The following is a 14,046-nucleotide window of genomic DNA, read 5'->3' as shown; positions in this document are numbered from 1 at the left end:
GCGACCTTCTGAGGAGGCCAGTAGCAAGATGGTTAATGTCAAACCGTTGAAGAGTGATACGGCGTCCACCGAGCGCGCGCACGAGGCGGATCATCCGTCGTCGCTGGTCGCGCAATTCGGTGCGGACAAGCCGCTGCGGCTGGACTGCGGCATCGATCTCGCGCCGTTCCAGATCGCCTATCAAGCCTACGGCCAGCTCAATGCGGATCGCTCCAACACCATTCTGATCTGCCATGCGCTGACCGGGGATCAGCATGTCGCGAATGTGCATCCGGTCACCGGCAAGCCCGGCTGGTGGGAAACGCTGGTTGGCTCCGGCAAGCCGATCGACACTGACCGTTATTTCGTCGTGTGCGCCAACGTGGTCGGCGGCTGCATGGGCTCCACAGGTCCGTCATCGACAAATCCAGCAACCGGCAAACTGTGGGGACTGGATTTCCCTGTCATCACCATTCCCGACATGGTGCGGGCGCAGGCGATGCTGCTCGATCATCTCGGCATCGAGAAACTGTTCGCCGTCGTCGGTGGATCGATGGGCGGGATGCAGGCGCTGCAGTGGACCACGGCCTATCCCGAGCGCGTGTTTTCCGCGCTGGCGGTGGCGTGCAGCACGCGGCATTCGGCGCAGAACATCGCGTTCCACGAACTGGGCCGTCAGGCGGTGATGGCCGATCCGGATTGGCGCGGCGGGCGCTACTTCGAGGACGACGCCCATCCGCGCCGCGGGCTCGGTGTCGCGCGCATGGCCGCGCATATCACGTATCTGTCCGACGCCGCCTTGCATCGCAAGTTCGGCCGGCGTTTGCAGGATCGTGAGGTTCCGACCTTCTCGTTCGATGCGGACTTCGAGGTCGAAAGCTATCTGCGCCATCAGGGCTCGTCGTTCGTCGAGCGATTCGACGCCAACAGCTATCTCTATCTGACGCGCGCGATGGATTACTTCGACATCGCCGCCGATCATGACGGCGTGCTGGCGGAAGCCTGGCGCGGCACGCGCACGCGGTTTTGCGTGGTGTCGTTCACCAGCGACTGGCTGTTTCCGACGTCGGAATCGCGCGCGGTCGTGCATGCGCTCAATGCCGGCAGCGCGCGGGTGTCGTTCGCGGAAATCGAGACCGACCGGGGACACGATGCGTTCCTGCTCGACGTGCCCGAGTTCATCGAGATCTCTCGCGCATTTCTGGAATCGGCCGCGTCGGCGCACGGCCTGACCTCGGCGAGCAGATAGGAGTGCCCGCATGACGATTCAGGATCAGGCATTCAAACCGACCGCGGTTCTTCCGGTCACCGAGAACGGTTATCGGGGCGACCACTTGCTCGTCGCGCAAATGGTCGAGCCCGGCTCAAGGGTACTCGATGTCGGCTGCGGCGAGGGCGATCTCTTGCGCCTGCTGGAGACGCGCGGCGTCGACGGGCGCGGCATCGAACTGTCGCGCGAGGGCGTCAATCACTGCGTCGCCAAGGGGCTCGCGGTGGTGCAGGGCGATGCCGACACCGACCTCATCAATTATCCCGACGACGCGTTTGACTATGTGATCCTGTCGCAGACCTTGCAGGCGACGCGCCAGCCACGCGTGGTGCTGGAGAACCTGCTGCGCATCGGGCGCAGCGCCATCGTGTCGTTTCCGAATTTCGGCCACTGGAAAATGCGCCTCCAGTTGCTTGTGAAGGGCCAGATGCCGCGCACCGACAACCTGCCGGCGACGTGGTACGACACACCGAATATCCATTTCTGCACCATCAAGGATTTCGTCCAGCTCTGCGACGAGATCAACGTCAAGATGGAGCGCGCCGTCGCACTCGATCTCTATGGCCGGCCGCTGCGGCTCAATGCGCCGTGGTGGTTCTGGAACATGTTCGGCGAGCAGGGCGTGTTTCTGCTCACGCGCCGCGATTAATATTCACGGCTCCAATGTGGCCGTGTATGTTCGCATTCTCGCCACGAAATCTTCCCGTTATCGCCGCGAAATGACTCCGCGCGCGCCTTGTCGCGTCTTGTTCTCGTCACATCGACCCGTTTTGTGCACTGCAGTATGTCGTTCGCGTGCGAACGATGGGGCACAGGGGTGTCACGGGGACTATTGGATGACTGTATCGCGTAAATTTCGCCTGCCACTTCGAGGCGCCGCGCTGGCGCTGTGTTCGGTGGCAATCGTCGCAATGGCGACACCGGCTTCGGCGAGGCCACATCACGGCGCAAGCCGGCACTATCACGCCCACCATTCCAAGCATCACGCCAAAAAGCATTATGGCCACCGCACTCGTCATCACGCGCGGCGCGGCCGTTCTGTCAAAGCGGCGCCGGTCGAAAATTCGACCTCGCAGGGCTTCGGTGGTTTCGGCGGATCGAACCTTGTCGCCGAAGCGCGGCGTTATATCGGCAGCGGGAATCCCACAAGCCGAGCCAGTCTGTGGTGCGCGCGCTTCATGAACATGGTTCTCGAGAAATCCGGGCACAAAGGCACGGGTTCGGACATGGCGCGTTCGTTCGCGAGCTACGGCCAGCGCATTTCCGGCCCGCAGGTCGGCGCCATCGCCGTCATGTCACGCGGCCGCCGCGGCGGCCATGTCGGAGTCGTCAGCGGCATCGACGCCAAGGGCAATCCGATCGTGATCTCCGGCAACTACGGCCGCCGTGTTGCCGAGGCGAGCTTTTCGCGCGGGCGTATCTACGCCTACGTCATGCCGTCAAGCTGACGGCGCAGAACTCAAACGAGTTCCTCAAGAGTCGCGATTGCATCACCGGCGGCAATGCTGCCGCCGGTGATCACCTCGGCATAGACGCCGCAATCGGCGTGATCGAATGTCTGCATCAATGCCTGCGGGATATTCATGTCGCGTTCGGCGGTCACCGGATCGACATTGACGGCGGCGCAGCGCACGATCCGCTTGATCACTTTCAGCCGCACGCTGCCGATTCTCAGTTCTTTCCCGAGCAGATCGAACTCGTGCCAGGCCGGCCAGCCGCTGACATAGAGATTGCCGCGAAAGCGCAGCGGATGAACCGGCTGTCCGACGACGGTTTCAATGGCGGCGACGCTGGCCAGATTGATGATCGACACGACCTTGGCGGCGACATCGGAGAAGCTGTGGCCGGGAGCCGCGAGGAGCTTCGGCGGACCCTTTAGCTCGGGCGCAAAATTCTCCGTGAAAAAAGTCTCGATGGCGGCGCGGCCCTCCGGCGTTTCGAGATCGCCGCGCACGGCCTCTGCGCCGTTGGCGTGGATGGCCAGGATGTGGCTGGCGTCGTCATACCGGGTCTGAAGTCCCGCGAGACGTTCATTGCGCATCAGCATCAGAAAACGGTTTTTCGGAAAATACTTCGGATCGGCCGGATCGAAACCGCTCGGGCCGTTCTCGATGGCGTAGCGCCGGTCGGCCGGCAGCGTCTGGCCCTCACGCAGGGTGACGCTCGGGAGCGCTTCCGGTGACAGGCCTTTGACGGGATAGCGATAGATACCGTTAACGGTGACTGCGGGGGTTCCGTGCATGTGGTTTTCTAAGGCATGATTTTGTCCCGCGCTACCCGGCGATTTCGAGGGACAGGCCTCTTTCCGAATGCGGACTAGGTTCCCACATGAGGATCAAGCCAGCCGTGGCGCTGGCGACATCTCCGCCTCCAGCCGAGCATCGGTGCGGGAGGGCGGAAACCCATTGAAGATGCTAATTCCGTGCCTTCGGGGCGGAAGGGCAGGCTGAGGGAAACCGAATGAACATTGAGAAATACACCGACCGCGTGAAGGGATTCATCCAGTCGGCGCAGACGTTGGCCGTGCGTGAGGGCCATCAGCAATTCACGCCCCTGCACATCCTGAAAGTGTTGCTCGACGACAGCGAAGGTCTGGCCGGCGGCCTGATCGATCGCTCGGGCGGGAATTCGCGCGCGATCCTGAAAGCTACCGAGGATGCGCTGGGCAAGATGCCGAAGGTGTCCGGTGGGGGCGCAGGGCAGGTGTATCTGGCCCCGGCGACCGCGCGCGCCTTCGATGCCGCCGAGCAGGCCGCCGACAAGGCCGGCGACAGTTTCGTCACCGTGGAGCGGCTGTTGCTGGCGCTGGCGCTGGCGCTCGACAAGGACAGCGAGGCGGGCACCCTACTCGCGAAGGGCGGCGTCACGCCGCAAAATCTCAACGCCGCCATCAATGCGCTGCGCAAGGGCCGTACTGCCGACAGCGCGTCGGCGGAGAACGCCTATGACGCGCTAAAGAAATATGCCCGCGACCTGACTCAGGCCGCGCGTGACGGCAAGCTCGATCCGGTGATCGGCCGCGACGAGGAAATCCGCCGCACGATTCAAGTGTTGTCACGTCGCACCAAGAACAACCCGGTGCTGATCGGCGAGCCCGGTGTCGGCAAGACCGCCATCGTCGAGGGTCTCGCGCTGCGCATCATCAACGGCGATGTGCCCGAGAGCCTCAAGGACAAGATGGTCCTGTCGCTCGATCTCGGCGCGTTGATTGCCGGCGCGAAGTATCGCGGCGAGTTCGAGGAGCGGCTGAAGGCCGTGCTCTCCGAGGTCACCGGTTCCGATGGTCAGATCATCCTGTTCATCGACGAGATGCACACGCTGGTCGGCGCGGGCAAGGCCGACGGCGCGATGGATGCGTCGAACCTGCTCAAGCCCGCTCTGGCGCGCGGCGAACTGCATTGCATCGGCGCGACCACGCTCGATGAATACCGCAAGCATGTCGAAAAGGATGCGGCATTGGCCCGCCGCTTCCAGCCGGTGTTCGTCAGCGAGCCCAGCGTCGAGGACGCGGTGTCGATCCTGCGCGGCCTGAAAGAGAAGTACGAGCTGCATCACGGTGTCCGCATCACGGACTCCGCGATCGTGGCTGCGGCGACGCTGTCGAACCGTTACATCACCGACCGCTTTCTGCCCGACAAGGCCATCGACCTGATCGACGAAGCCGCGGCGCGGCTGAAGATGCAGATCGATTCCAAGCCGGAAGAGCTCGACAACATCGATCGCGAGATCGTGCGGCTGAAGATCGAGCAGGAGGCGCTGAGGAAGGAAACCGACTCGGCCTCAAAGGATCGCCTGCAGCGGCTGGAGAAGGAACTTGTCGAGCTCGAAGAGAAGGGCGACGCGCTGACTGCGAAGTGGCAGTCGGAACGCGACAAGCTGTCCGATGCCCAGAAGGTCAAAAGCGAACTGGAGCAGGCGCGTCAGGAGCTGGCCGATGCTCAGCGGCGCGGCGAATTCCAGAAGGCGGGCGAGCTGGCCTATGGCCGCATTCCCGATCTCGAAAAACGGCTGAAGGCGCTCGAAGAGAGCGAGAAGGCCGGCAATGTCGTGCTCGAGGAAGCGGTGACGGCAAGCCACGTCGCGCAGGTGGTGTCGCGCTGGACCGGCATTCCGGTCGACAAGATGCTCGAGGGCGAACGCGAGAAGCTGCTCAAGATGGAGCTGCAGCTTGCGCAGCGCGTGATCGGGCAGGCCGAAGCGGTGACGGCGGTGTCCACCGCGGTGCGGCGTTCACGCGCCGGATTGCAGGATCCCAACCGTCCGATTGGCTCGTTCATGTTCCTCGGCCCCACCGGTGTAGGCAAGACAGAGCTGACCAAGGCGCTCGCCGAATATCTGTTCGACGACGAGACCGCTTTGGTGCGCATGGACATGTCCGAATACATGGAGAAGCATTCGGTCGCGCGGCTGATCGGCGCGCCTCCGGGCTATGTCGGCTATGACGAGGGCGGCGCGCTCACCGAGGCGGTGCGGCGTCGTCCATATCAGGTCGTGCTGTTCGACGAGATCGAAAAGGCGCATCCCGATGTGTTCAACGTGCTGCTGCAGGTGCTGGACGACGGCCGCCTGACCGACGGTCAGGGCCGCACCGTCGATTTCCGCAACACGCTGATCATCATGACCTCGAACCTTGGCTCCGAATATCTGGTGAGTCAGGCTGAGGGCGAGGACACGGCTGCCGTGCGCGATCAGGTCATGGCCATCGTGCGGTCGAGCTTCCGTCCGGAATTCCTCAACCGCGTCGATGAGATCATCCTGTTCCACCGGCTGCAGCGTACCGAGATGGGCCGCATCGTCGATATCCAGATGCAGCGGCTGTCGAAGCTTCTGGCGGATCGCAAGATCACGCTGACGCTGGATGACAAGGCGCGCGACTGGCTGGCTGCAAAGGGCTGGGATCCGGCTTACGGCGCGCGGCCCCTGAAGCGTGCGATCCAGCGCGCGGTGCAGGACCCGCTGGCGGAGATGATTCTGGCTGGCCGTGTCCATGACGGCGAAACCGTTGCGGTTTCGGCAGGCGATGGCGGCCTGACCTTCAACGGTCAGCTTGCCAAGATTGATGCCGAGGCGCCGCCGGTGCCGAAGAGCAAGATGAACTAAACTCTCTTACCCTCTCCCCTAGTGGGAGAGGGTGCCCGAGCAAAGCGAGGGCGGGTGAGGGGTTTGGAAACTCGCTGAGTTTACCCCCTCACCCGGCTCGGCTCGCTCACCTTCGCCACCCTCTCCCACAAGGGGAGAGGGAAGAACTGCGGATGAGACCTGCGCCGATTATTTTTTCTTCAGTGTGTAGATCGCGTTTTCGATGTCGGACGACACATAGATCGTTCCTGATGCGCCGACGCCGACGCCGGTTGGAATATTCGTCGGCAATGTTCCCGCCGCCCCCGCGAGCCCGATCGGCAGGTTGCCGGCGAGTTCGGTGATCGTGCCGGTCTGCGGATCGATCGAGATCACGCGCTTGGCGCCGACCTCCGCGACGATCAACTTGCCGTCCGGCGCCAGCGCGATGCCTTCCGGACCTTTCAGGTCCTTGGCGACGACGGTTTTCGCGCCGCTCGCGACATCGATCTTCGACACCAGCCCCGCAAACGCTTCCGTCACATAGGCGGTGTTGTCGTTCGCAGCGACAAGGCCAACCGGACCCGCGAGATCGCTGGCGATTGTCTTGCGGTCCTTGCCGTGCTCGCCGCTGGCGCGCACCAGCGACTTCGTGCCGAGTTCGTTGACCAGAATGCTGCCGTCGCCGAGACGGACCGCGTCGTGCGGGGCTGTGAAGCCGTGGAGCATTTCCACGGTCTTGCCGGTTTTGCGGTCGATCAGTTGCACGGTGCCGGTGAACCAGCTCGACAGCAGAACGAAATCGTCCTTCGCCGTCGCGCTCATCGGGTATTCGAGCGTGACGCCGTCGGCATGCATCCGCGCCGGTTCGCTGACCTTGCCGGTCGAGCCGTCAACGGTGCGATAGGCAAAAACGTCGGCGACGTAGACCGTGTCCTTGCCGTTGTCGCTCACGACGCCGATGCCGCCGGGCAGCGAGAGTTGCCCGATGATGACCTGCTTCGCGGCGCCGGTTTCGGGATCGACCTCCTGAATGCCGTTATCGGCCATGTTGGACACGAAGATGCGGTCGTTGCCGTCGATGGCGAGATTGTCGAGCGCAGGCTTGAGCTGGGCGGTGACCTTCTTCGTGCCGGTCTTCGGATCGACCTTCACGAGCTGGCCGAGTGCGGTGTCCACCACCCAGAGATTGCCCTTGGAATCGAAGTTCACCGCGGCCGGAACCTTGAAGCCTTCAGCGACGACGGCGAGTTCGCCCTTGTCGACATCGACTTTCACGACCTGGCCTTTGAACCAGAGCGGTCCGTAGAGCCTGTCGTCGGGTCCGAATTCGAATCCGTTCAGGCCGCCCATTTTCTCCATGATCTTGCGCGGAGGTTTCGCGCCCTCAATGTCGATTTCGTAAAGCGCGTCGCCGAGGAACACCTGCGTGGCGTAGAGCCGGCCGTCCTTGCGGAACGCCAGCGAATTGATTCCGGGCAGGCCGGACGCGAGTTTCTTGATAGGGCCGTCGCCCTTGCGGGCGTAGAGATCGCCGGTGAGGAATCCGGTCCACGCCATGGTGCCGTCGGGCGCAAAGGCGATGTCGTCCGCCATGCCGCCGTCTGCGGTGGAGATAGAAATCTTTGCCGTGCCGGCGTTACGGTCGACTTCGTAAAGCGCGGCACCCGCGACGCTGCCCGCGAACAGCCGCCCGCTCTTGTCGATGCCGAGCCCATGCACGCCATGGAATGCCGAACCTGGCACCAGCTTCGTCACCTCATAGGTTTGCGCGAAGGCTGCGGTGGCGGCGCCAACCGCGAGCGCGGCGGCAATTGTCGTGCACACGACGAACCGATGTCTCATGACCAAATCTCCCGGCGTTTACGTATGATTTTTATGCGGGGAGTATTTGTCGGAGCGCGTTGCTTGGCAACGGAAACCGACATTGCAACGCACGCGACATCAACTGCGCAGCGCGGGGTGCTGTTTTAAACATCGAGAAATTTGTTGTGAAACTTAATCGCCGTGAAATCAGCGGTCGTTGGCGTGCGCCGTCTTCTGGCCCTTGGCGGCCTGCGGCTGCGGACGAGTGTTGCCCGGACGGGTGTTTATCAGGCCATCGAGCCGGTCGCGTTCGGTCTCAAAGCTAGCCAGCATCGGACCATCGAGCGAACGTCCGCGCGGCAGCTTGATACGCATCGGATCGACGAAGCGGCCGTTGACCAGAATTTCGTAATGGAGATGCGCGCCGGTGGACAGGCCGGTCGACCCCACGAAGCCGATCACCTGGCCCTGCCGCACGCGCTTGCCGGGCTCCATGCCCTTGGCGAAAGCGGTCATGTGGCCATAGGCGGTTTCATATCCGTTGGGATGCTTGACGCGGATATATTTGCCGTATCCGCCTTCCCAGCCGGCTTTCTCGACGGTGCCGTTGCCCGATGCGAAGATCGGCGTGCCGTAGGGCGCGGCCCAGTCCACGCCGGTGTGCATCTTGGTATAGCCGAGGATCGGGTGACGGCGGCCGCCGAAGCCGGAGCGCATGATCGCGTTGTTGACGGGTTTGCGGACCAGGAATTTTTTCGCGCTCTTTCCGGTCTCGTCATAGTAATCGACGATCGAATCGTCGGGCGCCTGGAAGCGGTAGTATTTCTTGGTTTCGCCGCCGACGGTGAGGGCGGCATACAGCACTTCGGTCTTTTCAGTGTTGACCGGAGCTTCGTCTTCGCCGGCGAAGAACACTTCGAACGAGTCGCCGGCCTGCACCTTGCGCTGGAAGTCGACGTCGTAGGAGTAGATGCGGATCATGTCCTCGATGACGGTGGCCGGGACCTTGTTGCGCATCGCGGTCTCGTAGATGCTCTGATAGAGCCGCACACCGGTGCCGTCATCCTCATCGTCGTCGTCGCTGGCATTGGCGGTTTCCGTCACGCTGTTGAAACTCTGGACGTCGACGGCGACGTATTTGCCGAGATCCGACAGGGCGGCGACTGCTTCGATGGTGGTTTCGTTGGCGACGATGACGCGGACCGGCTGCTGACGCTGAAGTCCCGGACCGGTGCCGGCCATCATGATGCGCAGCTTCTGGCCTTCCTTCAGGCCGCCGTCGCGGCCGCGCGCGCCGAGATTATTGGCGATCGCCAGCGCTTCGCCGGGGCTGGCTCCCATTTCACGCAGGATGGTCTGGACGGTTTCGCCCTTCTTGACGATGTGAATGCGTTCGCTCGAAGGGTTGCCGCCGGTGATCTGTTCCTTGGTCTTCGGCAGCAGGGTGACGTTTTCCGGCACCACGCGGGCCTCGAAGCCGGCATACGGATCGGGCGTGCCTTCCGCGGCATAGGCCATCTTGAGATCGGCCGGGTTGCTGGACGCATATTTCACGGCGCTGTTGCCGCGCCAGTTCGATGCATCGCGCACCCGCAGCAGCACCTCGTCGATGGCGACGTTGGCTGCGATCTTGGCGCGAGGCAGCACCGAGGCGAGGTCGCGCGTCACAAACGAGACTTCGGCATCCGGCTCGGCGGCGTTGGGATTCTGCGAATCGTCGCCGTCCGCGGGCGCCGCAGTGCCGACATCGGTCAGCATGCGCTGGGCATTGAAGGCTGGGACTTTCGCAGAGAGATCGCTGGTCGTCAGCGACAGGTTGCCCGCGATACGAACGAACGGGCGCACCTTCATGACGTCGCGGGTGCCGGCGCGGGCAACGGTGGAAACGCGAATGACCTGGCGAGCGGCTGCCGAGTCGCTCGGCGGCGGCAGGCGATCACTCTTGCGGGCAACGGCACCCTTGTCATTGGCGCCAAACGCGCCGCGCAGCGCGCCTTCGACCCGTTCGGGGACCTTGGCAAAGGTCATTTCGCCGTCGAGCGACGCAAAAACGGCGCCGCCGATCAGAGCCGCGCCGCACAGACCAGTGAGAATCGTTCCGCTGAACCACTGCACGGAGACACGGCGGCGGTCGATGACCGCGGCTTCCGACCCGTCGACGGATAGCGGGGGCTCATGACCGAGATCGATGATCCCGGCACGCCCATAGTGTCCCCCGCGTGACGTCCCGTGGTTCAAAACTGCCGTCCCCCAAGTCTTGTCTTAGTCTCTCAGATCTCAGCACTCAAACGAAACGCCACTCAACGAACTGCCAGTGTGCCTTCGTCCAGCTCATGGCGCCCCGGGTGGGTTGCCAATCGAGCCACAAGCGCCTGGTTGTCTTTCCGTCACCGATATTCGCCGTACGCCAAAGTACTGGCGAGACCTGCCGAACGTCGATGCGGTGCAACTCTTCGATGTTTTCGATCCCCAGGATGATTATTCGATCCCAAGCTTCATCCAAAGTTCGGCGACAATCCTACATCATCTCCGAATCTTCGAACCGGCCGGCCGAAACTATACTTCTATTCGCCCGGCCAGGGCATGTTTCCTGTGCAGAACGTCGCAGGAATGTGGCTCTAGTACGGCGTGAAGGCCCGATAAAACGGGGGCTTCTTTGCGTTGCAAAATTTCTTCGGTGCAGTGCGACGGATTTTTGACAAGGGCGTTGACAACCTTCGAAAGCCTGCCCTATAAGACGGCCACTGAGCGCGGCGGCGCCGGGGCCCAACGGCCCGGGCGGTTGTCTGTGTCTCACAAGCTCCTCACCTTGAAGAGTGAAACATCAACCGATATATGTCGGTTGAGAATTTGCTTTCGAGGTAAGGTTGCCGGGTGGTCTAGGAATAGATGCTTGGCAAATCTTCTTCTTCAGGAAGGTTCGCTGATTTCTTCGAAAGAAAAAATCGCCGGATAATCTGAAAAAAGAGATTGCTTCCTTCTTCGGGAGGGTCTACTGGTTCGCTCCCTTCGGGGCGCTGGCATCCTACGGGGTGCCGCCTGATGACCTTCACTTTGGAAGATCAGAACGAGATTTCCTCCCTTACGGGGAGGGCGACGCTTCGGCGTCGGGTTGTTTGACAAGTAAAGATGAAGAAAGAGAAACGTGGACGGCGGAGTCCTTGCGGGTCTCGATCACGAGAAAGCTTCGGCTTTCAAAGGGTTGGGACCGGACGAAAGACTTCGGCGGTACACGTTTTATAAGGTTACACCATCGCTGTCAGTGATGTGAATCACGGACGGCGGTCAGCTTCGGTTGACCAAAAATGGTGGGACCTCGTCAAAACGATGTGATCAGCCGGTTCAAAGTTCAAGTCCAACTTGAGAGTTTGATCCTGGCTCAGAGCGAACGCTGGCGGCAGGCTTAACACATGCAAGTCGAGCGGGCGTAGCAATACGTCAGCGGCAGACGGGTGAGTAACGCGTGGGAACGTACCTTTTGGTTCGGAACAACTGAGGGAAACTTCAGCTAATACCGGATAAGCCCTTACGGGGAAAGATTTATCGCCGAAAGATCGGCCCGCGTCTGATTAGCTAGTTGGTGAGGTAATGGCTCACCAAGGCGACGATCAGTAGCTGGTCTGAGAGGATGATCAGCCACATTGGGACTGAGACACGGCCCAAACTCCTACGGGAGGCAGCAGTGGGGAATATTGGACAATGGGCGAAAGCCTGATCCAGCCATGCCGCGTGAGTGATGAAGGCCCTAGGGTTGTAAAGCTCTTTTGTGCGGGAAGATAATGACGGTACCGCAAGAATAAGCCCCGGCTAACTTCGTGCCAGCAGCCGCGGTAATACGAAGGGGGCTAGCGTTGCTCGGAATCACTGGGCGTAAAGGGTGCGTAGGCGGGTCTTTAAGTCAGAGGTGAAATCCTGGAGCTCAACTCCAGAACTGCCTTTGATACTGAGGATCTTGAGTTCGGGAGAGGTGAGTGGAACTGCGAGTGTAGAGGTGAAATTCGTAGATATTCGCAAGAACACCAGTGGCGAAGGCGGCTCACTGGCCCGATACTGACGCTGAGGCACGAAAGCGTGGGGAGCAAACAGGATTAGATACCCTGGTAGTCCACGCCGTAAACGATGAATGCCAGCCGTTGGGGAGTTTACTCTTCAGTGGCGCAGCTAACGCTTTAAGCATTCCGCCTGGGGAGTACGGTCGCAAGATTAAAACTCAAAGGAATTGACGGGGGCCCGCACAAGCGGTGGAGCATGTGGTTTAATTCGACGCAACGCGCAGAACCTTACCAGCCCTTGACATGTCTATGACCGGTACCAGAGATGGAACCTTCCCTTCGGGGCATAGAGCACAGGTGCTGCATGGCTGTCGTCAGCTCGTGTCGTGAGATGTTGGGTTAAGTCCCGCAACGAGCGCAACCCCCGTCCTTAGTTGCTACCATTTAGTTGAGCACTCTAAGGAGACTGCCGGTGATAAGCCGCGAGGAAGGTGGGGATGACGTCAAGTCCTCATGGCCCTTACGGGCTGGGCTACACACGTGCTACAATGGCGGTGACAATGGGACGCTAAGGGGCAACCCTTCGCAAATCTCAAAAAGCCGTCTCAGTTCGGATTGGGCTCTGCAACTCGAGCCCATGAAGTTGGAATCGCTAGTAATCGTGGATCAGCATGCCACGGTGAATACGTTCCCGGGCCTTGTACACACCGCCCGTCACACCATGGGAGTTGGTTCTACCTGAAGGCAGTGCGCTAACCCGCAAGGGAGGCAGCTGACCACGGTAGGGTCAGCGACTGGGGTGAAGTCGTAACAAGGTAGCCGTAGGGGAACCTGCGGCTGGATCACCTCCTTTCTAAGGATGGTCCTTCAGCTTGCCAAAGTCTTCAAAGATTTGGGCAGCTATCGGATCGTTTTAGAAACATCAGTGGCCAGTGATTGGATCAATCGCTGAGCTGCATTGGCGGGACACCGCCGTCTTCGTTTCTCTTTCTTCGCGGACGAACACGCGCCAGGGGCGGCGTTGAGCGATGCACGTTGCATATGCGACGTCGCGCCGACCGAGCTCCTCGTCGTTAGGGCTTGTAGCTCAGTTGGTTAGAGCGCGCGCTTGATAAGCGTGAGGTCGGAAGTTCAAGTCTTCCCAGGCCCACCATATATGCGCGACTATCCATTGAGGTTGCTGCGCTCACGTCACGACATCGCATCTTGTATTGACGCTGTCTTTTGCGTTGAGCATTCGTCTTCTGGAACGGGGGCATAGCTCAGCTGGGAGAGCGCGTGCTTTGCAAGCATGAGGTCGTCGGTTCGATCCCGTCTGCCTCCACCAGAAGTCTGGATGGAGCGACGGGTTCATGACGACTGCTCAGTGCAGCGTGTTCACAGTGTGCCCCATACGGGTGGCGCCTGTTTTATTGTCCGCGATATATCAATTCGCATGCAGATGTTCTCACCAGAACGCTGCCTGCGGGATTTCTGACATCGTAAAGAGGAGATCGATCCGAGCTTGGATCGCGAAGCATATCGCAAGATATGCGTTGCGGATTCTTGCATTATCTCCTGGCCGCTCATTCTGAAGCATCGCAAGATGGTTCGGGTGGCATTGGCTGTCGCAAGACGGCCAGTGTTGTTACCTTGTGTGACAGCGTCTTTATTAGTGAAGCTTGACCGCCTCACTATCGGTTCGATCTTACGAAGCAAGCTGGTCTTTCTAATCATATCCAGCTGCACGCAGCCTCTATCGAGGGGGCGCGCTGATGACTTTCGGGTCTTCAGTAAGTGTGCAGTTCAACATTCTGCCGAGTGTGTGGATATTGATAATGAGAGCAATCAAGTGCCTTAAGGGTGTTCGGTGGATGCCTTGGCGATGAGAGGCGATGAAGGACGTGCTACGCTGCGATAAGCTGTGGGGAGCTGCGAAGGAGCTTTGATCCACAGATTTCC

The 14,046-nt window shown here is 60.9% G+C and carries 7 protein-coding genes, 2 tRNA genes and 2 rRNA genes (1 of these 11 cut by a window edge); 8 read left to right on the top strand and 3 right to left on the bottom strand.

The genetic code is table 11. The features are described 5' to 3' along the window. The first annotated feature begins 28 nt into the window (after positions 1–28). The 3 genes from metX (at position 29) to YH63_RS03730 (ending at position 2,697) form a co-directional block, all read left to right on the top strand. The gene (gene metX, locus YH63_RS03740) at positions 29–1,228 is read left to right on the top strand and encodes a homoserine O-acetyltransferase MetX (RefSeq protein WP_046828769.1); all 1,200 of its coding nucleotides are present in this window, start codon (positions 29–31) and stop codon (positions 1,226–1,228) included. A gap of 10 nt (positions 1,229–1,238) precedes the next feature. Further along, positions 1,239–1,898, top strand: coding sequence for a methionine biosynthesis protein MetW (metW, locus tag YH63_RS03735; protein WP_046828770.1), 660 nt, complete (start codon positions 1,239–1,241; stop codon positions 1,896–1,898). Positions 1,899–2,085: 187 nt separating this feature from the next. Next, positions 2,086–2,697 carry a TIGR02594 family protein gene (locus tag YH63_RS03730; protein WP_046828771.1) on the top strand — a complete coding sequence of 204 codons (612 nt, stop codon included), beginning with the start codon at positions 2,086–2,088 and terminating at the stop codon, positions 2,695–2,697. A gap of 11 nt (positions 2,698–2,708) precedes the next feature. Here YH63_RS03730 and YH63_RS03725 read toward each other — a convergent pair whose 3' ends face one another. Then, on the bottom strand, positions 2,709–3,491 hold the full coding sequence (locus tag YH63_RS03725) for an MOSC domain-containing protein (protein WP_046828772.1): 783 nt from the start codon (positions 3,489–3,491) through the stop codon (positions 2,709–2,711). Between the two features lie 218 nt (positions 3,492–3,709). Here YH63_RS03725 and clpB point away from each other — a divergent pair, with 218 nt between their 5' ends. Continuing rightward, a complete protein-coding gene (clpB, locus tag YH63_RS03720; RefSeq protein WP_046828773.1) occupies positions 3,710–6,349 on the top strand; it encodes an ATP-dependent chaperone ClpB in 2,640 nt (879 codons plus the stop codon). 168 nt (positions 6,350–6,517) lie between these two features. Here clpB and YH63_RS03715 read toward each other — a convergent pair whose 3' ends face one another. Further along, complete coding sequence (locus YH63_RS03715; protein WP_046828774.1) at positions 6,518–8,152, bottom strand: Vgb family protein; 1,635 nt, start codon at positions 8,150–8,152, stop codon at positions 6,518–6,520. Positions 8,153–8,320: 168 nt separating this feature from the next. Further along, entirely contained in the window at positions 8,321–10,351 is a 2,031-nt protein-coding gene (locus tag YH63_RS03710) for a LysM peptidoglycan-binding domain-containing M23 family metallopeptidase (RefSeq protein ID WP_046828775.1), read from the bottom strand. Positions 10,352–11,469: 1,118 nt separating this feature from the next. Here YH63_RS03710 and YH63_RS03705 point away from each other — a divergent pair. The 4 genes from YH63_RS03705 to YH63_RS03690 form a co-directional block, all read left to right on the top strand. Beyond that, positions 11,470–12,958 (top strand): 16S ribosomal RNA (locus tag YH63_RS03705). Positions 12,959–13,181: 223 nt separating this feature from the next. Beyond that, positions 13,182–13,258: transfer RNA gene (locus YH63_RS03700), tRNA-Ile, on the top strand. Positions 13,259–13,356: 98 nt separating this feature from the next. Further along, positions 13,357–13,432, top strand: a tRNA-Ala gene (locus YH63_RS03695). Between the two features lie 498 nt (positions 13,433–13,930). Then, positions 13,931–14,046, top strand: a 23S ribosomal RNA gene (locus YH63_RS03690) (it continues 2,704 nt past the right edge of the window). The 16S and 23S rRNA genes sit together here with 2 tRNA genes alongside, the layout of an rRNA operon.

Source organism: Afipia massiliensis (assembly GCF_001006325.2).
GTDB classification, from domain to species: Bacteria; Pseudomonadota; Alphaproteobacteria; order Rhizobiales; family Xanthobacteraceae; genus Afipia; species Afipia massiliensis_A.
The sequence above is the reverse complement of the archived record's forward strand: the minus strand, read 5'-3'. Positions and strand labels throughout refer to the sequence as shown.

Coding starts and splice junctions, on each gene's coding strand:
- metX (WP_046828769.1), top strand. CDS start 29: ATGGTTAATGTCAAACCGTTGAAGAGTGATACGGCGTCCACCGAGCGC.
- clpB (WP_046828773.1), top strand. CDS start 3,710: ATGAACATTGAGAAATACACCGACCGCGTGAAGGGATTCATCCAGTCG.
- metW (WP_046828770.1), top strand. CDS start 1,239: ATGACGATTCAGGATCAGGCATTCAAACCGACCGCGGTTCTTCCGGTC.
- YH63_RS03715 (WP_046828774.1), bottom strand. CDS start 8,152: ATGAGACATCGGTTCGTCGTGTGCACGACAATTGCCGCCGCGCTCGCG.
- YH63_RS03725 (WP_046828772.1), bottom strand. CDS start 3,491: ATGCACGGAACCCCCGCAGTCACCGTTAACGGTATCTATCGCTATCCC.
- YH63_RS03730 (WP_046828771.1), top strand. CDS start 2,086: ATGACTGTATCGCGTAAATTTCGCCTGCCACTTCGAGGCGCCGCGCTG.